This is a genomic window from Streptomyces sp. ITFR-6, assembly GCF_031844725.1.
Taxonomy (GTDB): Bacteria; Actinomycetota; Actinomycetes; order Streptomycetales; family Streptomycetaceae; genus Streptomyces.
Genome location: NZ_CP134612.1, coordinates 2,336,495 through 2,359,746 on the forward strand (window position 1 = coordinate 2,336,495; position 23,252 = coordinate 2,359,746).

Here is a 23,252-nt window from a genome sequence, read left to right on the forward strand (position 1 = left end):
GGTCCCGGGCTGATTCCCGGGGCCGCCGCCGGCGTCCTCATGTCCTGGTCCCGCGTCAGTACACCGTGTCCCGCTGGTCCGGTACGACGCTGCCGTCGCCGCGCCGTACGGGGCCGAAGCCACCGCCGGGCTCGGTGTAGGCGGCGGTCGCGCACGGGTAGGCCGTGGTCCTGCGGGGCAGCGGCTCGATGAACATGGGGTTCACGACCCAGCGGCCGTCGGCGTTGTCGTAGGCACGGCACATCACCTCGTTCTTGTTGCGGTTGAGCACGAGGTGCGCGCCGGTGGCGTCACCGACGAACGTCACGTCGGTGTCGGCGTCACCGCCGCCGATGGTGATCCGCCGGTCCGGGGCCTGCCGGTGCCAGGCGGCCCGGCCCTTCATCCCGTAGATCTCCTGGTTGATCCAGCAGCGTTTGCCGTCGATGTACGGGATGGCCTCGCCCTCGGTGACGCCGGTCCCGCCGCAGCCCTCGTTCCTGGTCGTGATGCGGCCCTTGCGGTCGAGTACGGAGCGGATGGCGACGGTGTGCGCGCGGTCGATCCCGATGCCGCGCGACCAGACCTCGGTGACCGGCTCGGAGCCCGCCGAGACGATCCAGACGTCGAACCCGGCCTTCTGGAGCGTACGGACGAGGTCGCGTTGCTGTTCGTAGTACCGGACGTAGGCCGGGAGGACGTGGGTGCCGACGGTGCGGGTCGCGCCGACGGGGGCGGCGAGGGCCTCCGTGCGGGCGGCCGCCGTGTACGCGCGCAGTTCGGGGACGGTGTGTCCGGCGAACAGCTGGGGCACCCAGGCGTACTGCGGAACGGTGCGCCGGTGGTTCCACTTCCCCGCGAAGGCGGCCTCGCCGCTCATCGTGGTGCCGTCCTCACGGATCTGGAGGATCTCGTCGGCGCAGCGGGCGTCGGTGGAGGTGGGCAGGGGCGCTCCGACCGCGACGTCCGTGCCGCAGGCTTCGGTGAGGGCCTTGTCCGCGGTGTCGGTCAGCCACTTGCTGGTGTCCTTCCAGCGGGCGGGCCGGAGGATCTTGTCGTGCCGCAGGGACCAGCTGATGGTGGCGTCGGTGACGTCGTTCTTGGTGATGGTGTTGTCCCAGTCGAACGCGGCGACCGGGCGTGCTCCGCCCCTGCCTCGGCAGCTGCCGCGCTCGTCGATCACGCGCTGCAACCGCTCGCGGTTGTCGCCGTACCAGGGGAGTCCGGCGGAGAGTTGGGGGCAGCGGGCCGTCGGCGTCACGGACGCGCGACCGGCCGGGGAGGCTGCCACGGGGCCGGCCGCGGCCGCGACCGCGAGTGCGGCGGTCACCGCCGAGGTCCACGCGAGAACAAGTCGGGTACGCATGCGAGTGGACCGTACATCAATGTTTCCGCGGTGTAGAGGGGGCGCGCTCCGCTCCGTGCGGCGGGCCGAAAGCCGCTCGCCCCCGCACCCGGCGGGTTCTCAGACCGCTGCCGGGAGCACCTCTTCGAGTTCCTGGAGCAGTCGCCGCTTCGGCCGGGCGCCGACCATCGACTTCACGGGCTCACCGGAGCGGAACACCATCAGGGTCGGCATCGAGAGCACCGCGTACCGGGAGGTGATCCCGGGGTTCCGGTCGACGTCGATCTGGACGATCCTGATGCGCTCGCTCGCCTCTGCCGCGATCGCCCCCAGCACCGGGGCGAGCTGGCGGCACGGTCCGCACCAGTCGGCGGTGAATTCGACGAGGACGGGGAGCGAGGCCCCCAGTACCTCCGCGTCGAACGTCTCGTCGGTGACCTCGGCCACGCCTTCCACCTGGATCATGTGTCGTCCTCCCAGTTCAGTTCGCATCGTGGTTCGGGGCCGCCGGGCAGTCCGGCGGACGCCTCCAGCTCGGCGCGGGCCAGCTGGGCGCCCACCTCCGCGCGGACAGACCGCAGCTGGCCGATGAGCGCGTCCAGCTCACCGAGCTTGCGCCGGTAGACGGCCCAAGACGCCGGGCAGGAGTCACCGGCCGGATGACCGGCCCGCAGGCAGTCGACGAAGGGCCGGGTCTCCTCCAGGTCGAACCCGAAGTCCTGGAGGATCCGGATCTGCTGGAGCAGCCGCAGATCGCCCTCGTCGTAGGTGCGGTACCCGTTCTCCGCCCGCCGCGTGGGCAGCAGCCCGCGCGACTCGTAGTAGCGCAGAGTCCGCGTCGTCGTTCCGGCCCGCTCGGCCAGCTCCCCGATTCGCATGTCCCGACGGTAGTCCTTGACGTCGGCGTCAAGGCAAGGGCGGCGGGGCGGGCGGCCGGCAGGCCGGTGGGCGGACGCACGCCGGGCCGGTACGGAAGCTCCGTACCGGCCCGGCGTGCATGGGGGCGTGTTCAGGCCTTGGCGAGCGAGGGCTGTTCCTCGCCGCCGTCCCTGGCCTCGGGGACGTGCGGTTCTGCGGGGCCCTCGTCCGAGAGCATCGTCTCGTCGAACGGCAGCGCCCCGGAGAGGACCTGGTCGACCTTCTCCCGGTCGATCTCCTTGGTCCAGGTGCCGACCAGGACCGTGGCGACCGCGTTGCCCGCGAAGTTTGTCAGGGCGCGGGCCTCGCTCATGAAGCGGTCGATGCCGACGATCAGGCCGACGCCGTCCACCAGTTCGGGGCGGTGCGACTGGAGGCCGCCCGCGAGGGTGGCGAGACCGGCGCCGGTGACGCCCGCGGCTCCCTTGGAGGCGATCACCATGAAGACCAGCAGCGAGATCTGCTCGCTGATGCTCAGCGGGTCGCCCGTCGCGTTGGCGATGAAGAGCGAGGACATCGTGAGGTAGATCGCGGTGCCGTCGAGGTTGAAGGAGTAGCCGGTCGGCACGGTGATGCCGACGACGGGCTTGCTCACGCCCAGGTGCTCCATCTTCGCGATCAGCCTCGGCAGGGCCGATTCGGACGAGGAGGTGGAGAGGATGAGCAGGAACTCCCGGCCCAGGTACTTCAGCAGGGAGAAGATGTTGAGCCCGGCCACCAGGCGCAGGATCGCGCCCAGGATCAGGAACACGAAGAGCCCGCAGGTGATGTAGAAGCCGATCATGATGACGGCGAGGGACTTCAGCGCGTCCACGCCGGTCTCTCCGACCACCGCGGCCATGGCGCCGAAAGCGCCGACCGGGGCGAGCCACATGATCATGGCGAGGATGCGGAAGACCAGGCGCTGGAGGTGGCCGATGCCGCGCAGCACGGGCTCGCCGGCCGACCCCAGGGCCTGCAGCGCGAAGCCCGCGAGCAGGGCGATGAGCAGGGTCTGCAGGACCTCGCCAGAGGTGAAGGACGACACCATGGTGTCGGGGATGATGCCGAGCAGGAAGTCCGCGGTGGACTCGCTGTCGCCCGCCTGCGCCTCGCCCGCGGCGCGGGTCGCCTCGGTGATGTGGAGGCTGGAGCCGGGCTCCAGGATGTTGCCGACGACCAGGCCGATGGCCAGGGCGACGGTCGACATCACCAGGAAGTAGCCGAGGGCCAGACCGCCGACGGCGCCGACCTTGGCGGCCTTGCGTACCGAGCCGACGCCCAGCACGATCGTGCAGAAGATGATCGGGGAGATCATCATCTTGATGAGATTGACGAAGCCGGTCCCGATCGGCTTGAGCTCGACGGCGGCATCAGGGGCGACAAGGCCCACCAGGATGCCGAGCCCCACCGCCACGATCACGGCGAGATACAGATACTTCGTACGGTCCCGTTTGGCGGCGGCCACTGCCACGAGGGTCTCCTCGGCTCTTCTTTGTCCCTCCCCCGTCCCTGGGGGCCCCGGCGACTATTCCTCGCCCTGTGATGCCGGTCACTGTTACGTGCATTTCGTTCATAGGTTTTCGGCCAGTGACCGGCGGGCGCCCGTGGCCGCGGAGAGCCTGATCACGTCGAGAAGCCGGTGCGCTCGCAGGCCCGCGTCGAAGTCCGGGGAGTCGCGCGAACCGGCGCGCAGGTCGAGGGCCGGCCGGGCGTACATCTGCGCCACGTTGAAGCCCTCCGCGTCCGGGCGGGTCCCGGACACCCAGCGGTACCGGCCGGGGATGGGCAGCTCCTGGAGGGTTCCGCCCGGGGCGGGGGTGCCCAGCAGGCGCAGCTCATCGATCCGGATGCCCGCCGCCCCGCCCGCCTCGGTGGAGGTGATGACGAGGTCGCCCCGGGTACCGGAGATCTCCAGCCGGGTCCGGGCGTCGGTGACCTTGGCATCGTGGATGTGCGCCGACACGACGGCGCCGCTGCCGAGGGTCGCGTTCAGCAGGAGATGGTCGGGGCCGGTCGCCTCGACCGTCTCACCGGTTTCGGCCACGGTGTAGCGCGGATGCTGGACGGACAGCGAGGCCGACAGGTCACTGAAGTCACCCAGTACGTACCGCAGCGCGTCGAGCGTGTGCCCGCCCGCGATTTCCAGGAGTCCGGCACCGCTGTCGGAGTCGAGGGTGTAGGCCGCCCAGGCGGGGATTCGTTCCCCGGCCCCCTTGCCACGGGCGGCGTACACCGTGGCCGAGGTGACCCGTCCCACGTGGCCTTCGGCGACCAGGTCATGGGCGTAGGCGATCACGGGGGCGTGGCGCGCCTGCAGCCCGATCACATGGCGGACGCCCGACTCGCGGGCCTGCTGCGCGAGTGCGGCCGCCTCCTCCGTGGTCCGGGCCAGCGGCCACTCGCAGTACACGTGCTTGCCGGCCGCCAGCGCCGCCCCCACCAGCCCGGCGTGGGCGGCGACCTTGACGGTGACCACGACCAGGTCGACCTCGGGGTGCTCTGCGAGCCGCCGGGCATCGGTGAAGGCATGCGCGGCTCCGAACCGGCGCGCCGCCTCGCGGGCACTCTCGGGGCGGCTGGTGCCGACTGCGGTGATCTCGTAGTCGGGCAGTGCCGTCAGGGCCGGAATGTGCGCCCGAGCCGCCCAGCTCCGGTCGGGGTTAGCGCCGATGACACCCACTCGGATCTTCTTCGCCGCCACGCCCATGACCCCCACCCGATTAAACGGACAGACCTTGCCCGCTTAAGCGACTCCAGCTAAGCGGACAGAAACTGTCCACATATTGCTAGAATCAGCTCATGAACCGACCGGACAGTGCCGTGGACCGCTTGCTGGCCGACGAGTCCGGACGCCGCCCGCGGGCCGATGCGCGGCGCAATGTCGAGCGACTGGTGGCCGCGGCCCGGATCGCGGTCGCCGAGGTCGGCGTCGGCGTCTCCGCGCATGAGATCGCGCGCCGGGCCGGCGTCGGCGTCGGCACCTTCTACCGACGCATCCCCTCCCTCGAAATGCTGCTGGAAACCGTGCTCGACGAGGTGCTCGACGAGATCGCGGAGCTTGCCGACCGCGCTCTGGAAGACCCCGACCCCTGGCACGGACTGTCTGCGTTCGCCACGGCCTACGTACGTCTGCGCGCCAAGAGCTGCGGCATCAGCGAAGCGCTCGGAGGTGCCTGCGGAGACGCTCTGGACCAGCGTCTGACGGGACTGCGGGAACGGATCCGGCGCCTGGTGGAGCGCGCCCAAGCGGCCGGCGTCATGCGCTCGGACGTGACCTGGCAGGACGTACCGTTCCTGCTCGCCGCCGCCGCGACTGGCGCCCGGACGCTGGGCATGCGAGCGGGCGAGCAGCAGTGGGAGCGCAATCTGCACGTCGTTCTCGATGGCCTGCGCCCCACCCGGGCGGGTTCGCTGCCGGGCACCCCGCCGGGCCGGCACCTGCCGCACTGACAACCACTCCGCACCCGGCAGGCAGACTGAAACCATGCGTATCCCCCGCCCCCGTGCCCGTCCGCGCAGCCTGGCCGGTCAGCTCTTCGCCATGCAGGTGGTGCTGGTGGCGGCCGTCGTGGCGGGGTGCGCCTTCTTCGCGTACGCCTCGGGCAGCGCGCAGGCCCGCGAGACCGCGAACCGGCAGGCACGGGCGGTGGCGCTGTCGGTGGCCGACTCACCATCCGTACGGGAGGCCATCCGCACCCCGGACCCCTCGGCCGTCCTCCAGCCGTACGCGGAAGCGACCCGCAAGCACACCGGGGTCGCCTTCGTCACCATCATGGATCCGCACCGGGTCCGCTGGACGCACCCGACCACCGGCCTGATCGGCGAGACCTTCCTCGGGCACACGGCGCGGGCGCTGCGCGGCGAGACGTTCTCCGAGACGTACACCGGCACGCTCGGCCCCTCCATCCGGGTCGTCACGCCGGTCCGGGACCGCGGCAGGATCGTCGGCCTGGTCAGCGCGGGCATCACGGTCGACCGGGTCTCCACCCAGGTGCGGGAGCAGCTGCGCGCGCTGGCGCTCGCGGCGGGTGGGGCCCTGGCGCTCGGCGGCCTCGGCACCTATGTGATCAACGCCCGGCTCCGGCGGCACACCCACGGGATGAACGCCGCCGAGCTGAGCCGGCTGCACGACTACCACGAAGCCACGCTGCACGCGGTGCGCGAGGGGCTGCTGATGCTCGACGGGCAGCGCAGGATCGCCTTGATCAACGACGCGGGCCGGGAGCTGCTGGGTCTGGCCCCGGGTACGGTCGGGCGCCGGGTCGGCGAACTCGATCTGCCGGCGCCGCTGACCGGTGCGCTGCTCGCCTCCGAGGAACGGGTCGACGAGGTCCATCTGACGGCGGACCGGGTGATCGTGGTCAACACCCGTCCGGTGGTGGGCGGGGAGCGGCGCGGCACGGTCGTGACGTTGCGCGACCATACGGAACTCCAGGCGCTCTCGGGCGAGTTGGACTCGGAGCGGGGGTTCACCCAGGCGCTGCGCTCGCAGGCCCATGAGGCGGCGAACCGGCTGCACACGGTGGTGTCGCTGATCGAGCTGGACCGGGCCCAGGAGGCGGTGGGCTTCGCCACGGCGGAGCTGGAGCTGGCGCAGGCCCTGACCGACCGCGTCGTCGGCGCGGTGGCCGAACCGGTGCTGGCGGCCCTGCTGCTGGGCAAGGCGGCGCAGGCGAACGAGCGGGGTGTGGAGCTGGTGCTGGCGGACGACAGTTTGATCTACGACGGGGCGCTGCCCGCGTCGCTGCCGCAGCGCGATCTGGTGACCGTCCTCGGCAACCTGATCGACAACGCGGTGGACGCGGCGTCGGAGGCGGTGACCGGCGCGCCGGACAGCGTCCCCGCGGACGGCGCCGTCCCCGCCCAGCGCACCTCGTCCCCGCACCGCCCGGTACGCGCCCGGGTCACCGTCACGGCACTCGCCGGGGACGGCGAACTCCTGCTGCGGGTCGCGGACAACGGGACCGGCGTCGATCCGGCCGACGCCGCGGAGGTGTTCCGGCGTGGCTGGTCGACGCACGGGGCCGGCCGGGGGATCGGCCTGGCGCTCGTACAGCAGGCCGCGCACCGCAACGGCGGCTCGGTCACACTGGAGCGGGGGCCCGACGGCGGCGCGGAGTTCACCGTACGGCTGCCGCTGCCCGACGGCAGCGGCGCGAGAAGGAGCAGGGCCACATGAACCCCGTGATCAGGGTGCTGGTCGTCGAGGACGACCCGGTCGCCGCCGACGCCCATCAGCTGTACGTGGACCGGGTGCCGGGGTTCGCGGTGGCCTCGGTCGCGCACTCCCGCGCGGAGGCGGTGCGCGCGCTGGAGCGCACGCCGGTCGATCTGCTGCTCCTGGACCTCTACCTGCCGGACGGACACGGTCTGCACCTGCTGCGTTCACTGCGGGCCGCCGGGCACACGGCCGACGTGATCGCGGTGACCTCGGCCCGCGATCTGGCCGTGGTCAGGGAGGGGGTGTCGCTCGGTGTCGTCCAGTACGTGCTGAAGCCGTTCACCTTCGCCACCCTGCGCGACCGGCTCGTCCGCTACGCGGAGTTCCGGGCGGCGGCCGGTGAGGCGAGCGGACAGGACGAGGTCGACCGCGCGCTCGCCTCGCTGCGCGCCCCGCAGCCCGCCCGGCTGCCGAAGGGGCTGAGCGGTCCGACGCTGGAGGCGGTGACCCGCGCGCTGCGCTCGGCCCCGGACGGGGTGACGGCCGCCGCCGCGGGCGTGGAGCTGGGGATCTCCCGCATCACCGCGCGCCGCTACCTGGAGCACCTGGTGACCGCGGGGCGTGCGGTGCGCAGTCCGCAGTACGGACAGATCGGGCGCCCCGAACTGCACTACCGGTGGGTGGCGGAGGCCCGCTGAACGGGCTGCGGATACGCCCCGCAGGCCCGCGCGGACGCTAGGAGATTCCTACGAGCCGTGGCCTAGGTGGAACACACCGTAGTCAGACTGCCTCCGACCTTTTACGGTAGGGCCGTGCACCCCACCCCGCCTTTCAACGCCCCCGCCGCGCGCAGACTGCGCGAGGCCCTGGGGATGGCTCCCGGTCATGTCGCCTACGGCCTCGGCGCCCAGTACGGACTCCGGATCACCGCCGAGACCGTAGCCGCCTGGGAGCGTGGACTCGCCCTGCCGAGCGAGTACGAACTCACCGCGCTCGCAGGCGTGTTGTGGTGCGCTCCCGGTGAACTCCTGACCGCCGCCCGGACCCTGCGCGAGCACCGGGTCGCCCGGCAGCTGTCGCCGGACGAGCTGGCGGGGCGGCTGGGGATGGCCACGTCCGCATATCTGCGCATGGAGGAGTCCGGGCGGTGGCGGGGCAACGAGCGCCAGTCCGCGGCGCTCACCGAGGCTCTGGGACTGACGGCGGCCGGCTTCGTGACGGCGACCGGCCGGGACGAGGAGCTGGCCGAGCTGCTGCGCAGCGCCGTGACGACGCGCTGGCAGGCGTACGTGAAACCGGTCGCGAAGGTGGTGCCGGTGGACCGGCGGCTGCTCCAGGCCGTCCTGGAACAGCTGCACTCCGAGTACCAGGCGCTGATGGTGTCCACGCTGAGCTGGAGCAGCACCGGCGGCGAACGGGAGGGCGCGACGGGTGACGCGGGCCGGGCGTTCCTGGCGCGGATCGTGCCGAGGTTCTGGCAGACGGCGGAGAAGTGACCGGAGACCGGCGGGGCCCGGTCCGCCTCACCTGATCGGCGGTGCGGACCGGGCCCCGGCCGCGTTCTTTCGGCTGCCGGGCCGGTCAGAAGACCGACTCGGCCTCGTGCATCCGCTCCAGCGGAACGTGCTTCAGCTGGGTCACCGCGTCGGCGAGCGGCACCATCTCGATGTCGTTGCCGCGCAGCGCCGTCATCCGGCCGAAGTCGCCCCGGTGCGCCGCTTCCACCGCGTGCCAGCCGAAGCGGGTGGCGAGCACCCGGTCGTACGCGGTCGGCGTGCCGCCGCGCTGCACATGGCCGAGGATGACCGGCCTGGCCTCCTTGCCGAGCCGGGTCTCCAGCTCGACGGCGAGGCGGTTGCCGATGCCCTGGAAGCGCTCGTGGCCGAACTGGTCGATCGCGCCCTTGGCGTACGGCATCGAGCCCTCGGCCGGGTGCGCGCCCTCCGCGACACAGATGACGGCGAACTTCTTGCCGCGCGCGAACCGCTCCTCGACCATCTTGACCAGGTCCTCGACCTGGAACCTCCGCTCGGGCAGGCAGATGCCGTGCGCCCCGCCGGCCATTCCGGACTCCAGCGCGATCCAGCCCGCGTGGCGGCCCATCACCTCGACGACCATGACGCGCTGGTGGGACTCCGCGGTGGTCTTCAGACGGTCTATGGCCTCGGTCGCGACGCCGACCGCGGTGTCGAAGCCGAAGGTGCGGTCGGTGGCCGAGATGTCGTTGTCGATGGTCTTCGGTACGCCGACGACGGGCATACCGGCGTCCGCGAGCATCCGGGCGGCCGTGAGGGTGCCCTCGCCGCCGATCGGGATCAGCGCGTCCATGCCGTAACGGCGGCTCAGCTCGGCGCAGTTCTCGGCCGCCTCGCGGAGCCGGTCGCGCTCCAGCCGGGCGGAGCCGAGGATGGTGCCGCCGCGGGCGAGGATGCCGCTGACCGCGTTGAGGTCGAGGGGGCGGAAGTGGCCGTCCAGGAGCCCCTTGAACCCGTCCTCGAATCCGATGACCTCGTCGCCGTGACCGACCACGGCACGGTGCACGACCGAGCGGATCACTGCGTTCAGGCCTGGGCAGTCTCCGCCTGCGGTGAGAACTCCGATGCGCATCGTGCTATATCTCCTGCTCGCTAGGGCCTGTCCGGCGGCAACTGCGGAATCCCCCGTACCGTGAGCCACGGTGATTGTCCCATGCCAGGTACGTACCCCGCGCTCCCGGCCGCTCCGGGGCCGCGGAGAGGGGCTTTCGCCCGGCGGGCGGCCCCTTGGCCCCCGCAGGTATCGTCAAACAGGCGATATCACCCATACCTGCCAGTCAAGGACGGGAGAGCACGCGTGACGCGCAGCGTGTACGTGACCGGGATCGACCGGGGAGACGGCCGCCAGGTCGTCGATCTGGGAGTCATGGAGCTCCTGACGCGCCAGGTGGACCGGGTCGGGGTGTTCCGCCCGCTGGTCCACGACGATCCCGACCGGCTGTTCGAGCTGCTGCGGGCCCGCTACCGGCTCTCCCAGGACCCGGGGACGGTCTACGGCCTCGACTACCACGAGGCGTCCGCGATCCAGGCCGAGCAGGGTACCGACGAACTCGTCTCCCGGCTCGTCGACCGCTTCCACCGGGTCGCCCAGAAGTACGAGGTGGTCCTCGTGCTCGGCACCGACTTCGCGGCCACCCAGCTCCCCGACGAGCTGGCCCTCAACGCCCGCCTCGCCAACGAGTTCGGCGCCTCGGTCATCGCGGTGGTCGGCGGCCAGGACCAGAGCGCGGAGTCCGTGCGGGCCGAGACCCGCAACGCCTACCGGGCGTACGCCGGTCTGGGCTGCGACGTGGTCGCGATGGTGGTGAACCGGGTGGCTTCGGAAGACCGGGAGGTCATCGCGGAGCGGCTCGCGGCCACGCTGCCCGTCCCCATTTCCGTACTGCCCGACGATCCGGCCCTCTCGGCGCCGACGGTCGCCCAGATCACCGCGGCGCTGGGCGGGACGGTGCTGCTGGGCGACGACGCGGGGCTGGCCAGGGACGCGCTGGGCTTCGTGTTCGGCGGCGCGATGCTGCCGAATCTGCTGAACGCGCTGACGCCGGGCTGCGTGGTGGTGACGCCCGGGGACCGGGCGGATCTGGTGGTCGGCTCGCTGGCCGCGCACAGCGCCGGCACCCCGCCCATCGCGGGCATCGTGCTGACGCTGAACGAGCGTCCCGGCGAGGAGATACTCACGCTGGCCGCACGGCTCGCACCGGGCACCCCGGTCGTCGCGGTGGCCGAAGGTTCCTTCCCCACCGCCGAGAAGCTCTTCGCCCTGGAGGGCAAGCTGAACGCGGCGACGCCGCGCAAGGCCGAGACGGCGCTGGGCCTCTTCGAGCGCCATGTCGACACCGGGACGCTCCTCGACCGGATCTCGGTCGCCCGCAGCGGCCGGGTCACGCCGATGATGTTCGAGCACGAGCTGCTGGAGCAGGCCCGCGCCGACCGGCGCCGGGTGGTCCTGCCCGAGGGCACGGAGGAACGGGTGCTGCGCGCCGCCGACGTACTGCTGCGGCGCGACGTCTGCGACCTCACCCTCCTCGGTGACCCCGGCGTCATCCGCAAGAAGGCCGCCGACCTCGGCATCGACCTGGCCGGCACCCAGCTCGTCGACCCGCAGACCTCCGAGCTGCGCCAGGGCTTCGCGGAGCGGTACGCGCAGCTGCGCGCCCACCGCGGGGTCACGGTCGAGCTCGCGTACGACGTCGTCTCGGACGTCAACTACTTCGGCACCCTGATGGTGCAGGAGGGGCTCGCGGACGGCATGGTCTCCGGAGCGGTGCACTCCACGGCGGCGACGATCCGCCCGGCCTTCGAGATCATCAAGACCAAACCGGCCGCCTCGATCGTCTCCTCGGTCTTCTTCATGTGCCTCGCGGACAAGGTCCTGGTGTACGGCGACTGCGCGGTCAACCCGGACCCGGACGCGGAGCAGCTCGCGGACATCGCCGTGCAGTCCGCGGTGACCGCGGCCCGCTTCGGCGTCGAGCCCCGGATCGCGATGCTCTCGTACTCGACGGGGACCTCGGGCACGGGCGCCGACGTCGACAAGGTCCGCGAGGCGACGGAACGGGTGCGCGCGAGCCACCCGGAGCTGATGATCGAGGGCCCGATCCAGTACGACGCGGCGGTGGAGCCGAGCGTCGCCGCGACGAAGCTGCCGGGCTCCGAGGTGGCGGGCCAGGCCTCGGTCCTGATCTTCCCGGACCTGAACACCGGCAACAACACCTACAAGGCCGTGCAGCGCTCGGCGGGAGCGGTGGCCGTCGGCCCGGTCCTCCAAGGGCTGCGCAAGCCCGTCAACGACCTGTCCCGGGGCGCGCTGGTGCAGGACATCGTCAACACCGTGGCGATCACGGCGATCCAGGCACAGGGCGAGGAGCGACCCGCATGACCACCACCGAAGGTGCCGCCGCAGTCGAGGGGGCGAGCCGGGTGCTCGTCCTCAACTCCGGTTCCTCCTCCGTGAAGTACCAGCTGCTGGACATGCGCGACCACTCCCGGCTGGCGTCCGGGCTGGTCGAGCGGATCGGCGAGGAGACGTCCCGGCTGGTGCACACCCCGCTGACCGGCGGCGGTGGCGAGAGCCGCGAGCGCCTGGGCCGGATCCCCGACCACGACGCGGCGCTCAGGGCGGCCGCGGAGGAGCTGGCCGCCGACGGGCTCGGCCTGGACTCCCCCGAACTGGCGGCGATCGGCCACCGGGTGGTGCACGGCGGGCTGCGGTTCACCGAGCCGACCGTGATCACCGACGAGGTGCTGAAGGAGATCGAGCGCCTGGTCCCGGTGGCGCCGCTGCACAACCCGGCGAACATCACCGGCATCCGCACCGCGCAGGCGCTGCGCCCCGACCTGCCGCAGGTGGCGGTCTTCGACACCGCGTTCCACACCACGATGCCGGAGTACGCGGCCCGGTACGCGATCGACGTCGAGACGGCCGACGCGCACCGGATCCGGCGCTACGGATTCCACGGCACCTCGCACGCGTACGTCTCGCGCAAGACGGCCGGGCTGCTGGGCAGGACGCCCGAGGAGGTCAACGTCATCGTGCTGCACCTGGGCAACGGGGCGTCGGCCTCGGCGGTCAAGGGCGGCCGGTGCGTGGAGACGTCGATGGGACTGACCCCCTTGGAGGGGCTGGTGATGGGTACGCGATCGGGAGACATCGATCCGGCCGTCACCTTCCACCTCAAGCGGGTGGCGGGAATGTCGGCGGACGAGATCGACGTCCTGCTCAACAAGAAGAGCGGTCTGGTCGGCCTCTGCGGCGACAACGACATGCGGGAGATCCGGCGCCGGGTCGACGAGGGCGACGAACGCGCGGCCCTCGCGTTCGACATCTACGTCCACCGGCTGAAGAAGTACATCGGCGCCTATTCGGCGGTCCTCGGCCGGGTGGACGCCGTGGTGTTCACGGCGGGGGTCGGTGAGAACTCCGCTCCCGTACGGGAGGCTGCGATCGCCGGTCTGGAGGAGCTCGGCCTGGTGGTGGACGCGGATCTCAACGCCGTACGGTCCGGCGCGCCCCGGCTGATCTCGCCGGATTACGCACGGGTCGCGGTCGCCGTGGTGCCGACGGACGAGGAGCTGGAGATCGCCGGCCAGACCTACGCACTGGTCGACAACTGAGCACCCCCGCGCCCTTTTGTATCTTCCACCAGCCGGAATATTCCGCAGCGAAACAAACCGATAGGATCCGCCTCATGCGCCGTTCCAAAATCGTCTGCACCCTCGGCCCCGCCGTCGACTCCCATGAGCAGCTCGTCGCTCTGATCGAGGCCGGCATGAGCGTGGCCCGATTCAACTTCAGTCACGGTTCCCACGCGGAGCACCAGGGTCGTTACGACCGGGTCCGCGAGGCCGCCGCCGAGACCGGCCGGGCGGTCGGCGTACTCGCCGACCTCCAGGGCCCGAAGATCCGCCTGGCGAAGTTCGCCGAGGGCCCGGTCGAACTGGTCCGCGGGGACGAGTTCGTCATCACCGCCGAGGACGTCCCCGGGGACAAGTCGATCTGCGGGACGACCTACAAGGGCCTGCCCGGAGACGTCGCCAAGGGCGACCCGATCCTGATCAACGACGGCAACGTCGAGCTGAAGGTCGTCTCCGTGGACGGCCCCCGGGTCCACACCATCGTCATCGAGGGCGGGGTGATCTCCGACCACAAGGGGATCAACCTGCCGGGTGCGGCGGTCAACGTCCCGGCCCTGTCCGAGAAGGACATCGACGACCTCCGCTTCGCCCTGAAGATGGGCTGCGACCTGGTCGCCCTCTCCTTCGTGCGCGACGCCGGTGACGTCAAGGACGTCCACAAGATCATGGACGAGGAGGGCCGCCGGGTCCCCGTCATCGCCAAGGTCGAGAAGCCGCAGGCCGTCGAGAACATGGAGGGCGTCGTCGCGGCGTTCGACGGTGTGATGGTCGCCCGCGGCGACCTCGCCGTCGAGTACCCGCTGGAGAAGGTCCCGATGGTGCAGAAGCGCCTGGTGGAGCTCTGCCGCCGGAACGCCAAGCCGGTGATCGTGGCGACCCAGATGATGGAGTCGATGATCACCAACTCCCGCCCGACCCGCGCCGAGGCGTCCGACGTCGCGAACGCGATCCTGGACGGCGCGGACGCGGTCATGCTCTCCGCGGAGTCCTCGGTCGGCGCTTACCCGATCGAGACGGTCAAGACGATGTCGAAGATCGTCGTCGCCGCCGAGGAGGAGCTGCTCTCCAAGGGCCTCCAGCCGCTGGTGCCGGGCAAGAAGCCGCGCACCCAGGGCGGTTCGGTCGCCCGTGCGGCCTGCGAGATCGCGGACTTCCTGAACGGTGAGGCGCTGGTCGCCTTCACCAAGTCCGGCGACACCGCCCGCCGCCTCTCCCGCTACCGCGCGGCCCAGCCCATCCTGGCCTTCACCACGGACGAGTCCACCCGCAACCAGCTGGCCCTCAGCTGGGGCGTCGAGGCCCACGTGGTCCCGCACGTGGACACCACGGACGCGATGGTGGACCTGGTCGACGCGGAGCTGCTGAAGCTGGACCGCTACAGCAACGGCGACACGATGGTCATCACGGCCGGCTCGCCCCCCGGCGTCCCGGGCACGACCAACATGGTGCGCGTGCACCACGTGGGCGGCCAGGTCCGCGACTGACGGCCTCCGCCGCAGACATGACTGTGGGCCGCATCCCCGAAAAGGGGGTGCGGCCCACAGCCGTTGTGCGGCTCCCGAATGGGTCGGGGGCGCGTCAGCTGCCCCGGGTGAAGTAGTTATGCAGGCCCGGCACCGTCAGCGTCCCGCCGAACTGGCCGGCCTGGGTCACCTTCACCTTGGTGAAGAAGGCGAACGGCACGTTGATCGGCGGCGGCGTCTCGGGGCTGAACGTGATCGGGATGAGGCCGAAGAGGTTGCCCTTCAGCTCCTCCGTGTACATCGTCACCTCGCCGTCGCGGATGGTGGAGGTGGAACCCTTGCGCGACGTCACATGGCCGGTGGCGCCCGACTGCGGGCCGACCGTGAGCTGGTGGAGGTCCTTGATGTCGATGGAGGAGGCGGTGAACTTCAGCACCTTCTTCGTGGAGCCGTCGCCCTTCTGCACCTCCACGATGCCCTTGTAGTCGAGTCCGCTCAGGGTGAGCAGCGAACTCTCCAGGATCCACGGGTCGTTCGGGAGGCGGGGGATGCCCTGCTCCAGATCGGCGTCGGCCAGTGCCTTCGGGTCGGCGGTCGGGCACGGGAAGGAGGGCTTGGCGCCGTCCGGGATGTCCTCGTCCTTCTTGGGGTCGAGTCCCTTGACGTCCTTCCCCAGCTCCTTGACCGGCTTGCCGGCCTTGGCCGCCGCCTCGCGGATGGCGTCGGCGGTCTTGTCGGCCGAGTCCTTCGCCGCGTCCGTGACCTTCTTGACGGGCTTGTCGGCCGGCTTGTCCGCCGTCTTGCCGGAGGCCTTGTCCGAGGACTTCTCGTCCGTGGTGCTCGTGGAAGGCTTCGGGGACGCGGTGCTGTCGCTCGGGGAGGGGTCCGGCGTCTTCTTGTCCGGTCCGTCGAAGAGGTCCTTGAGCGCGTCTCCGAGGCCCAGCGGGTCGAGCGGGTTCTTCGACTGGGTGGGCGAGGGGGTCGCGCTCGGCGTCTCGGCCGGGGTTTCGCCGGCCTTCTTCGCGGAGTCGGTCTCCGTGTCGCCCGAGGCGCTCGCGGACGGGGTGGCGGAGGGCTTCGGAGTGGCCCCGTCGCTCTTGTCCGGTGTGGCCTTGCCGCTCACCGAGGCGGACGGGGACGGCTTCTTGGTCTCCGATGCGGAGGGCGAGGGCGACTCGCTCGGCTCGTCGGAGCGGGTCACACAGGGGCCGGGCGCGTAGGGGATGTCCGCGCTGTCGTCGGCCATCGCGAGCCTGGGGGTGAGCCCCATCCCGACGAAGACAGCCGTCGGCATCGCTGCGAGCGCGAACGCCTTCTTACCGGAGGGCATGTGCAGCTTCGTCAGAAGCGACTTCCTGGGGGCGGCGTGCCGGGGCCCCCTGTGTTCCTGGAGCCCGCTCTCGTCCGAGCGGTTCATCTGCTTGTCGTCACCCCGCACGATGCCTCCCGCCCTCGGCCTCGGCCGTCGTGTCGTACGGGGCCTGCCGCTCGGGGACGCCGGCCCCGTGGAGCGCGCCCTCGGGAAGCGGCTCGCCCTTCGCGAACGAGAGGGTGTCCGGGGCCTCCTCGGCGGGAGCGGCCGCGGCCGGCGCGGGCTCTTCCGCCGCCGGCGCCTCGCCCGGGGCCCACGACACGGAGAGCGCGCCGCCGATCAGGGCGAAGATGAAGCCGATCACGAAGCCGCCGATGTTGGCGACGGGTATGGAGATGAGGGCCAGCAGAATCGCCGCGACACCGGCGAACACACGGACGACGCTGTGGAACCACATCGTCAGGCCCAGTGTGACGAGCAGGACACCGATGATCAGCGAACCGGCGCCGGCCGTGGTGGACATCGCCAGCGTCACGTTGCCGAGGTGCATGTTCGCGTACGGGAAGTACATGATGGGCACGCCGCCCAGCATGGTGAACAGTCCGGCCCAGAACGGCCGGTCACCCCGCCAGGTGCGGAAGCCTCGCCGGGCGACGGAGAGGTAGTGCTCGTTCTGCCCTTGGGATTCGGGGCTCATGGAAAACAGCTCCCTGGGAACCGGTACTGCTGTGAGAAGGAGAAGGGTGGACGGTCGGGGACCCGCTGTGCGCCCCCGACCGCCCCGGGCTAGTGCCCTAGTAGCACTCGTTGACGCCCTTGGACAACGCCAGATGCAGACCCGGCAGCTTGAACGTTCCCGCCGTAGTGGCCCACGCCTGCTGCTTCACGCCCGTCAGCTTGGCGGTCTCGGCCCGCTGCGAGAACCCGTTCGGGTTGACGTACTTCCCGGCCTTGGGCTGGACGCCCGGGTTCGCCAGATCGCCCGTGCGCACACCGATGTCGATGTTTCCGAACTCGGCGTCAGCGTTGAGATCCGAGACGTCGAGGTAAAGACCCGTGGCGTCGACCAGTTTGCCATTGGTCTTGGCCGGGTCACCGGCTGTCAGCCGCAGTGTCACGCTGCCCAGCCCGAACGGCAGGTTGGGGGTGACGACCGACTGGCACATCTTGCTGATGGTGGCGTGGCTGAACCCGGAGACGGCCACGGCGTGCGCCTTGCCCTCCTTCGTGGGGTCGGCGCCGTCCTCCGTCGCGATGGAGCCGTACTGGACGAAGTTCTCGCCATTCAGCTCGGCGGCCGAGACCTTGAACTGCTGCCCCGACACGCTGAACGACGCGGCGAGCGCACCCTGCGCCAGGCCGACACCCACCGCAGCGGTGGCTACGACACTCGGCACCATGACGACAGCGAAACGCTTCCATCTCGTGCCACCGCGAACCTGGGAACTCATACTTTTCCTCCTTCTCGGACGTACATCTCCGGCCTGGCATCCTGCCCGGCCCGGGATGGAGAAGTGCTACGTCCCCGGAAAGGAGAGCGCCCGCGAACGGAAACGTGAACCGCGCCCGAATCACCGGCGATCACCCCCGAGCGACAACCACTGGCCACGCGTTCGCGCAACCTCTTCGGACAGGCCCTGCCGTTCAGCAGGAACCCCCCTGTCCGGAGCCGGCGCCACTGCCGCCGGCCCACCCGGTGGGGACCCAACGGAGCCGCCGCACCGACTGGCAGCCGGACTGGCGTTATTGGACCGAGCGTGGCCGATCGTGGTCCATTAGCGGCCGTGACACAAGGGGGTTCGTTACTCACTGGTAACGGCGCGATAACCCGACCCCGACCGGGCGGCACCGAGCGGCCACACAGGGTTGCCCAGAACCCGCAGACGAATCACGGCATTGACGGCCGAAGCCGGACAGATCCCAGTGGGTGATTTACTCGGAGTAACAGCCGTTGCTTTTATCAAGATTTGGTAAAGCGCGGCCTTCTCTTATCGCCCCGACGCGAAAACGGCCGCGACTCCCACCGGGAGTCGCGGCCGTGTTGTCAGATCAGAACAAGACGCGCGCGAGAGCGGTGCGCGCGGCGCCGACCCGGGGGTCGTCGGGGCCGATCACCTCGAACAGCTCCAGCAGCCGCACCCGCACCCGGTCCCGGTCGTCACCGAAGGTCCGGCGGACCGTCTCGACGAGACGGCCGAACGCGTCCTCGACGTGACCGCCCACCAGATCCAGGTCGGCTGCGGCGAGCTGGGCCGGCACATCAGCCGGATTCTCGGCGGCGTCCTTGCGGACCTGCTGCGGGTCCGTCTTCTGGACCCGGGCCAGGAGTTCGGCCTGGGCGAGGCCGAGCTTGGCCTCGCTGTTGGCCGGCTCGTCGGAGAGGACGTTCTTGTACGCCTGGACGGCACCGGCGAAGTCATTGGCGTCGAGCGCCTGCGCGGCCGCCTCCAGCAGGGCGTCGTACGGTCCGGCGGGCACCGGGGCGGGCCCCCGCGCGCCTTCGGGGGCCGCCGCGTCCCGGTCGACCACGATGCCGGTGAGCCCGAAGCGCTCCTCCCCGACCTGGATCAGCTGGTCCAGGGTCTCCCTGATCTGGGCTTCGGGGGCCGCGCCCTGGAAGAGCGGCAGCGCCTGCCCGGCGACGACGGCGAAGACCGCCGGGATGCCCTGGATCCCGAACTGCTGCATCAGCATCTGGTTGGCGTCGACATCGACCTTGGCCAGCACGAAGCGGCCGTTGTACTCCTGGGCCAGCCGCTCCAGGAGCGGTCCCAGCTGCTTGCACGGCTCGCACCACTCGGCCCAGAAGTCGATGACGACGGGGACTTCGGCGGAGCGCTGCAGTACGTCGCTCTCGAAGCCCGCCTCATCGACGTCGAACACAAGAGAGGAAGCGGGTACGGCGGCGGGGCCACCCTGCCGGGCGGACTCGGCACGGGCCTGCTCCGCCTTTGCCTTGGCCTCACCGGCCGCCTTCACCGCGGCGAGGTCGACGACGCCGCTCATGGACATGTTCCTAGGCTGCATACGTACATCCTCCCCCCTTGGCCCACCGATCCGGAAAGCGATACATGAACCGCGCCCGTCCGCGACCCCCGCCGGTGTGCGAGGTGTACGGACAGACACGGTCCGAGGGCCCCTGAAAGACCCGGTTCGGCACCCGGTCCCCACCCGGCGCCTGTGGCTGTCGTTCGTCCGTCGCGCGACGACGGCACAGCCGTCGTCCTTACGCTACGACCCGTAGCGTAACTGGCCACGACCCCTGCTGAACAGGACCACCCGGTGATCTGTCTCACGGCCGACGGGCCCGGTCGAATTTAGCTACTGGCGGGTATGGTCGCGTCATGCTCAGCCGCAGCCACCCCAAACCCACGCGAACGGGACGCCCGCGCAGTGCCGCGGCCGATGAGGCGATCCTGGAGGCGACCAGAGCCTCCCTGGTCGACCTCGGCTGGTCGAAGCTGACGATGGGCGATGTGGCGACGCGGGCCGGGGTCGCCAAGACCACGCTGTACCGGCGCTGGGCGGGCAAGAACGAACTGGTCGTGGACGCGGTCGCGGTCCTCTTCGACGAACTGGAACTCCCCGATCTGGGCAGCCTGTCCGCCGATGTGCAGGCGGTGGTGCTCCAGTTCGCCGCGCTGCTGGAGCGGCCGGAGACCCAGACCGCGCTGATGGCGGTGGTCGCGGAGTCGACCCGTGACGAGGCGCTGCGGACCCGGATCCGCGACTCGATCGTGGACCGGCAGAAGCGCCTCGTCCTCCAGGGCCGCCGACGGGCCCAGGACCGGGGCGAGTTGCCGGTGGAGCGGGACGAGGCCTCGGCGGCCCTGACGGCGGATCTGATCTTCGATGTGATCGCCGGCGCGGTGGTGCACCGGGCACTGGTGAGCGCCGAGCCCGTCGATGCCGACTGGGCCCGGCGCTTCACCCTGCTGCTGCTGGCGGGGCTGGGTGCGGTCGCCGCCGGATAGGGCGCGGGAGGTTACTTCTGCCAGGCGCAGCTGCCCAGCGTGGCCCGGCCGGCGGAGACCAGGCGGTCCGCCTGCTTCGGCGCCATCAGCTTGGTGCGGTCGCTGTGGCAGACGACGGTGCGGTCTGCCTGACCGGCCAGGTCCACCAGGATCTGGTCCCAGTGGCGGTACTGGACGTCATGGCCGGAGTCGGCGTACGTGCGGACGACCGGGGTGACCGGCAGCGCCTTGCGCCAGGTGGCCAGGGCGGCGGCCGTCGGCACGGTGGTGTCCTTGTCGCCGCCGTAGAGGTAGACGGGCGCCTTCAGCTTCGACAGGTCGGGGCCCGGACGCTGGCAGTAGAGCTTCTGCTCGTGCACCTGCGGCGCCGGATCGGACTTCTGGCCGCGCTGGTTGTACGTGCGGGCGCCCTCCTCGTACGCGGTGTCGGCGAAGCCCGGGATGGACTTGACGGCACTGTCGTCGGGGAACGCCCACCAGGAGCGCGGGTCGGCTATCGAGTCCTTGACCGCGTCGGCCAGCGCGTCGTCGCTCAGACCGCAGTACGCGGCCTTCTCGCCGTACGGCGGGAGCGCGGCGGCCAGGTGGAGGGCCTTGATCCGGCCGGGGGCGCGGGCGGCGAGCTCGGCGGCGTACGGGCCGCCGCCGGAGATCGCGATCACCGAGACCTTCTTGACGCCGATCCGGTCCAGGACCTCCAGGGCGTCCTTCGCGAAGTCGGCCTTGCCGAGCGAGGGGTCGTACTCCGTGTCACCGAAGCCGTTGCGCTCCACGGAGATCAGCCGGAGGCCGAACGACTCCCGGGTGGACCGGAAGAAGTCGGTCATGTGCGCGGCGCGCGCGCTGGTTCCGGTGCCGCCGATGTAGAGGACCGGGGTGCCGCCCCTGCGCCCCTCGTCGATGTAGTGCGCGGTCCGGCCGCTGGAGAGCTTCGCGGCCTTCACATCCGGGCCGAGCGAGTCGAAGGTGTCCTGCACCCTCGGCTTCGGTGCCGGTGCGGCACTGACCGCGGTCGAACCGCTGACCAGCAGCGTTCCGAGTACGGCGAGTGCGGCGCCCGCGGCCGCTGTGATTCTCCCGGACAGTCTCACGGTGTTGCCTCCAGAGGGGTACGAGTATCGCGGCTGCGCCTACCCGGGCCTCCGGAGGTGACACCTGTAACTACCAACTGTCTGTCAGAACCCGGGCGGCTCCGTGTAGGTGCCCCACTCCTCGCGCAGCACCCCGCAGATCTCGCCGAGGGTGGCCTCCGCGCGTACGGCGTCGAGCATCGGGGCGATCATGTTGGAGCCGTCGCGGGCGGCGGCCAGCATCGCGTCCAGCGCGGCGCCCACCCGGGCGTCGTCGCGGCCGCTCTTGCGGCCGGCGAGCTCGCTGACCTGGTCGCGCTCGACCTCGTGGCTGACCCGCAGGATCTCCAGGTCGCCGGTGACCGAGCCGTGGGCGACGTTGACGCCGACGACCCGCTTGTCGCCCTTCTCCAGCGACTGCTGGTAGCGGAAGGCGGATTCGGCGATCTCGCCGGTGAACCAGCCGTCCTCGATGCCGCGCAGGATGCCGGAGGTCATCGGGCCGATCGGGTGCTGCCCGTCCGGGTGGGCCCGGGTGCCGCGCTCCCTGATCTGCTCGAAGATCTTCTCGGCCTCCGCCTCGATCCGGTCGGTGAGCTGCTCCACGTACCAGGAACCGCCCAGCGGGTCGGCCACATTGGCGACGCCGGTCTCCTCCATCAGCACCTGCTGGGTGCGCAGGGCGATCTCGGCGGCCTGCTCGGAGGGGAGCGCGAGGGTCTCGTCGAGGGCGTTGGTGTGCAGGGAGTTGGTGCCGCCCAGGACCGCGGAGAGCGCCTCCACGGCGGTGCGCACGACGTTGTTGTAGGGCTGCTGGGCGGTGAGCGAGACTCCGGCGGTCTGGGTGTGGAAGCGGAGCCACTGCGCCTTGTCGGTCTTGGCGCCGTACGTCTCCTTCATCCAGCGGGCCCAGATCCGGCGGGCCGCGCGGAACTTGGCGATCTCCTCGAAGAAGTCGAGGTGCGCGTCGAAGAAGAAGGAGAGGCCGGGGGCGAAGGTGTCGACGTCGAGCCCCCGGGAGAGGCCCAGCTCCACGTATCCGAAGCCGTCGGCCAGGGTGTACGCCAGCTCCTGCGCGGCCGTGGCTCCGGCCTCGCGGATGTGGTAGCCGGAGACGGAGAGCGGCTTGTACGCGGGGATGTCGCGGGCGCAGTGCTCCATCAGGTCACCGATGAGACGCAGGTGGGGCTCGGGCTGGAAGAGCCACTCCTTCTGCGCGATGTACTCCTTGAAGATGTCCGTCTGGAGCGTGCCGTTGAGCACGGCCGGGTCGATGCCCTGGCGCTCGGCGGCGACCAGGTACATGCAGAAGACGGGCACGGCGGGTCCGCTGATCGTCATCGACGTCGTGACGTCACCGAGCGGGATGTCCTTGAAGAGGACCTCCATGTCGGCGGCGGAGTCGATGGCCACCCCGCAGTGGCCGACCTCGCCGAGCGCGCGGGGGTCGTCCGAGTCGCGCCCCATCAGCGTGGGCATGTCGAAGGCGACGCTGAGGCCGCCGCCGCCGGCGGCCAGGATCATCTTGTAGCGCTCGTTGGTCTGCTCGGCGTTGCCGAAGCCGGCGAACTGGCGGATCGTCCAGGTGCGGCCCCGGTAGCCGGTCGGGTACAGCCCGCGGGTGAAGGGGTACTCACCGGGCCAGCCGATCCGCTCGAAGCCCTCGTACGCGTCCCCCGGCCGGGGGCCGTAGGCGGGCTCGACCGGATCCCCGGAGAGCGTGGTGAAGTCCGCGTCACGCTTGCGGGCCTTGTCGTAACGGGCCTGCCAGCGTTGGCGGCCTTCCTCGATCGCGTCAGCGTCCATGCGTACAAATTTACTAGGACGTCCTAGTAAATGTCGATGGCAAACCGCCCGGCGCTTTGCGCGGGGCGGTTG

At 70.9% G+C, this 23,252-nt stretch carries 20 protein-coding genes; 8 read left to right on the top strand and 12 right to left on the bottom strand.

Annotated features, from left to right (window positions below; genetic code table 11):
- Positions 1-55: 55 nt before the first annotated feature.
- The 5 genes from RLT59_RS10320 to RLT59_RS10340 form a co-directional block, all read right to left on the bottom strand.
- Positions 56-1,345, bottom strand: a complete 1,290-nt coding sequence (locus tag RLT59_RS10320) for an HAD family hydrolase (RefSeq protein ID WP_311303129.1) — start codon at positions 1,343-1,345, stop codon at positions 56-58.
- 99 nt (positions 1,346-1,444) lie between these two features.
- Positions 1,445-1,789 (bottom strand): thioredoxin, encoded by a 345-nt coding sequence (gene trxA / locus RLT59_RS10325; RefSeq protein WP_311303130.1) that lies wholly within the window; start codon positions 1,787-1,789, stop codon positions 1,445-1,447.
- Positions 1,786-2,202 carry a MerR family transcriptional regulator gene (locus tag RLT59_RS10330; RefSeq protein ID WP_311303131.1) on the bottom strand — a complete coding sequence of 139 codons (417 nt, stop codon included), beginning with the start codon at positions 2,200-2,202 and terminating at the stop codon, positions 1,786-1,788. Before RLT59_RS10330 ends, trxA begins: the two co-directional genes overlap by 4 nt.
- A gap of 131 nt (positions 2,203-2,333) precedes the next feature.
- Positions 2,334-3,695, bottom strand: a complete 1,362-nt coding sequence (locus tag RLT59_RS10335; RefSeq protein WP_311303132.1) for a cation:dicarboxylate symporter family transporter — start codon at positions 3,693-3,695, stop codon at positions 2,334-2,336.
- A gap of 99 nt (positions 3,696-3,794) precedes the next feature.
- Positions 3,795-4,931: a Gfo/Idh/MocA family protein gene (locus RLT59_RS10340; RefSeq protein WP_311303133.1), complete on the bottom strand. Its 1,137-nt coding sequence runs from the start codon at positions 4,929-4,931 to the stop codon at positions 3,795-3,797.
- 92 nt (positions 4,932-5,023) lie between these two features.
- Between RLT59_RS10340 and RLT59_RS10345 the strand changes: the two genes are divergently transcribed.
- From RLT59_RS10345 to RLT59_RS10360, 4 genes are all read left to right on the top strand, one after another.
- Positions 5,024-5,674: a TetR/AcrR family transcriptional regulator gene (locus RLT59_RS10345; protein ID WP_311303134.1), complete on the top strand. Its 651-nt coding sequence runs from the start codon at positions 5,024-5,026 to the stop codon at positions 5,672-5,674.
- A 34-nt stretch (positions 5,675-5,708) separates the two neighbouring features.
- Positions 5,709-7,403 carry a sensor histidine kinase gene (locus RLT59_RS10350; protein WP_311303135.1) on the top strand — a complete coding sequence of 565 codons (1,695 nt, stop codon included), beginning with the start codon at positions 5,709-5,711 and terminating at the stop codon, positions 7,401-7,403.
- Positions 7,404-7,408: 5 nt separating this feature from the next.
- Positions 7,409-8,083 (top strand): response regulator, encoded by a 675-nt coding sequence (locus tag RLT59_RS10355; RefSeq protein WP_311307673.1) that lies wholly within the window; start codon positions 7,409-7,411, stop codon positions 8,081-8,083.
- A gap of 174 nt (positions 8,084-8,257) precedes the next feature.
- Positions 8,258-8,881 carry a helix-turn-helix domain-containing protein gene (locus RLT59_RS10360; RefSeq protein WP_311307674.1) on the top strand — a complete coding sequence of 208 codons (624 nt, stop codon included), beginning with the start codon at positions 8,258-8,260 and terminating at the stop codon, positions 8,879-8,881.
- Between the two features lie 85 nt (positions 8,882-8,966).
- Here the strand turns inward: RLT59_RS10360 and RLT59_RS10365 are convergent, their stop codons facing one another.
- Entirely contained in the window at positions 8,967-9,992 is a 1,026-nt protein-coding gene (locus RLT59_RS10365; protein WP_311303136.1) for an ATP-dependent 6-phosphofructokinase, read from the bottom strand.
- A 225-nt stretch (positions 9,993-10,217) separates the two neighbouring features.
- Between RLT59_RS10365 and pta the strand changes: the two genes are divergently transcribed.
- From pta to pyk, 3 genes are all read left to right on the top strand, one after another.
- The gene (pta, locus tag RLT59_RS10370) at positions 10,218-12,299 is read left to right on the top strand and encodes a phosphate acetyltransferase (RefSeq protein ID WP_311303137.1); all 2,082 of its coding nucleotides are present in this window, start codon (positions 10,218-10,220) and stop codon (positions 12,297-12,299) included.
- A complete protein-coding gene (locus tag RLT59_RS10375; protein ID WP_311303138.1) occupies positions 12,296-13,534 on the top strand; it encodes an acetate kinase in 1,239 nt (412 codons plus the stop codon). The genes pta and RLT59_RS10375 overlap by 4 nt, the downstream gene beginning before the upstream one ends.
- 74 nt (positions 13,535-13,608) lie before the next feature.
- A complete protein-coding gene (gene pyk, locus RLT59_RS10380; RefSeq protein WP_311303139.1) occupies positions 13,609-15,039 on the top strand; it encodes a pyruvate kinase in 1,431 nt (476 codons plus the stop codon).
- Between the two features lie 94 nt (positions 15,040-15,133).
- On the opposite strand, the gene RLT59_RS10385 is transcribed toward pyk, so the two are convergent.
- From RLT59_RS10385 to RLT59_RS10400, 4 genes are all read right to left on the bottom strand, one after another.
- Complete coding sequence (locus RLT59_RS10385; RefSeq protein ID WP_311303140.1) at positions 15,134-16,456, bottom strand: hypothetical protein; 1,323 nt, start codon at positions 16,454-16,456, stop codon at positions 15,134-15,136.
- On the bottom strand, positions 16,446-17,027 hold the full coding sequence (locus tag RLT59_RS10390) for a DUF6114 domain-containing protein (RefSeq protein WP_311303141.1): 582 nt from the start codon (positions 17,025-17,027) through the stop codon (positions 16,446-16,448). The genes RLT59_RS10385 and RLT59_RS10390 overlap by 11 nt, the downstream gene beginning before the upstream one ends.
- 97 nt (positions 17,028-17,124) lie before the next feature.
- On the bottom strand, positions 17,125-17,781 hold the full coding sequence (locus RLT59_RS10395) for a DUF6230 family protein (protein ID WP_311303142.1): 657 nt from the start codon (positions 17,779-17,781) through the stop codon (positions 17,125-17,127).
- A 598-nt stretch (positions 17,782-18,379) separates the two neighbouring features.
- Entirely contained in the window at positions 18,380-19,357 is a 978-nt protein-coding gene (locus RLT59_RS10400) for a tetratricopeptide repeat protein (RefSeq protein WP_311303143.1), read from the bottom strand.
- Between the two features lie 317 nt (positions 19,358-19,674).
- Here RLT59_RS10400 and RLT59_RS10405 point away from each other — a divergent pair, with 317 nt between their 5' ends.
- Positions 19,675-20,304, top strand: coding sequence for a TetR/AcrR family transcriptional regulator (locus tag RLT59_RS10405; protein ID WP_311303144.1), 630 nt, complete (start codon positions 19,675-19,677; stop codon positions 20,302-20,304).
- Positions 20,305-20,315: 11 nt separating this feature from the next.
- Here the strand turns inward: RLT59_RS10405 and RLT59_RS10410 are convergent, their stop codons facing one another.
- Both RLT59_RS10410 and RLT59_RS10415 read right to left on the bottom strand, forming a co-directional pair.
- Positions 20,316-21,395 (bottom strand): alpha/beta fold hydrolase, encoded by a 1,080-nt coding sequence (locus RLT59_RS10410; RefSeq protein ID WP_311303145.1) that lies wholly within the window; start codon positions 21,393-21,395, stop codon positions 20,316-20,318.
- Positions 21,396-21,479: 84 nt separating this feature from the next.
- Positions 21,480-23,180 (bottom strand): coenzyme B12-dependent isobutyryl-CoA mutase large subunit, encoded by a 1,701-nt coding sequence (locus tag RLT59_RS10415; protein WP_311303146.1) that lies wholly within the window; start codon positions 23,178-23,180, stop codon positions 21,480-21,482.
- Positions 23,181-23,252 lie beyond the last annotated feature (72 nt).

Excerpts from the sequence above, each read along its gene's own strand:
- trxA (WP_311303130.1), bottom strand. The coding sequence starts at position 1,789 with ATGATCCAGGTGGAAGGCGTGGCCGAGGTCACCGACGAGACGTTCGAC.
- RLT59_RS10395 (WP_311303142.1), bottom strand. The coding sequence starts at position 17,781 with ATGAGTTCCCAGGTTCGCGGTGGCACGAGATGGAAGCGTTTCGCTGTC.
- RLT59_RS10350 (WP_311303135.1), top strand. The coding sequence starts at position 5,709 with ATGCGTATCCCCCGCCCCCGTGCCCGTCCGCGCAGCCTGGCCGGTCAG.
- RLT59_RS10415 (WP_311303146.1), bottom strand. The coding sequence starts at position 23,180 with ATGGACGCTGACGCGATCGAGGAAGGCCGCCAACGCTGGCAGGCCCGT.
- RLT59_RS10405 (WP_311303144.1), top strand. The coding sequence starts at position 19,675 with ATGCTCAGCCGCAGCCACCCCAAACCCACGCGAACGGGACGCCCGCGC.
- RLT59_RS10365 (WP_311303136.1), bottom strand. The coding sequence starts at position 9,992 with ATGCGCATCGGAGTTCTCACCGCAGGCGGAGACTGCCCAGGCCTGAAC.
- RLT59_RS10400 (WP_311303143.1), bottom strand. The coding sequence starts at position 19,357 with ATGCAGCCTAGGAACATGTCCATGAGCGGCGTCGTCGACCTCGCCGCG.
- RLT59_RS10375 (WP_311303138.1), top strand. The coding sequence starts at position 12,296 with ATGACCACCACCGAAGGTGCCGCCGCAGTCGAGGGGGCGAGCCGGGTG.
- RLT59_RS10340 (WP_311303133.1), bottom strand. The coding sequence starts at position 4,931 with ATGGGCGTGGCGGCGAAGAAGATCCGAGTGGGTGTCATCGGCGCTAAC.
- RLT59_RS10330 (WP_311303131.1), bottom strand. The coding sequence starts at position 2,202 with ATGCGAATCGGGGAGCTGGCCGAGCGGGCCGGAACGACGACGCGGACT.
- RLT59_RS10360 (WP_311307674.1), top strand. The coding sequence starts at position 8,258 with ATGGCTCCCGGTCATGTCGCCTACGGCCTCGGCGCCCAGTACGGACTC.
- pyk (WP_311303139.1), top strand. The coding sequence starts at position 13,609 with ATGCGCCGTTCCAAAATCGTCTGCACCCTCGGCCCCGCCGTCGACTCC.
- RLT59_RS10345 (WP_311303134.1), top strand. The coding sequence starts at position 5,024 with ATGAACCGACCGGACAGTGCCGTGGACCGCTTGCTGGCCGACGAGTCC.
- RLT59_RS10320 (WP_311303129.1), bottom strand. The coding sequence starts at position 1,345 with ATGCGTACCCGACTTGTTCTCGCGTGGACCTCGGCGGTGACCGCCGCA.
- RLT59_RS10390 (WP_311303141.1), bottom strand. The coding sequence starts at position 17,027 with ATGAGCCCCGAATCCCAAGGGCAGAACGAGCACTACCTCTCCGTCGCC.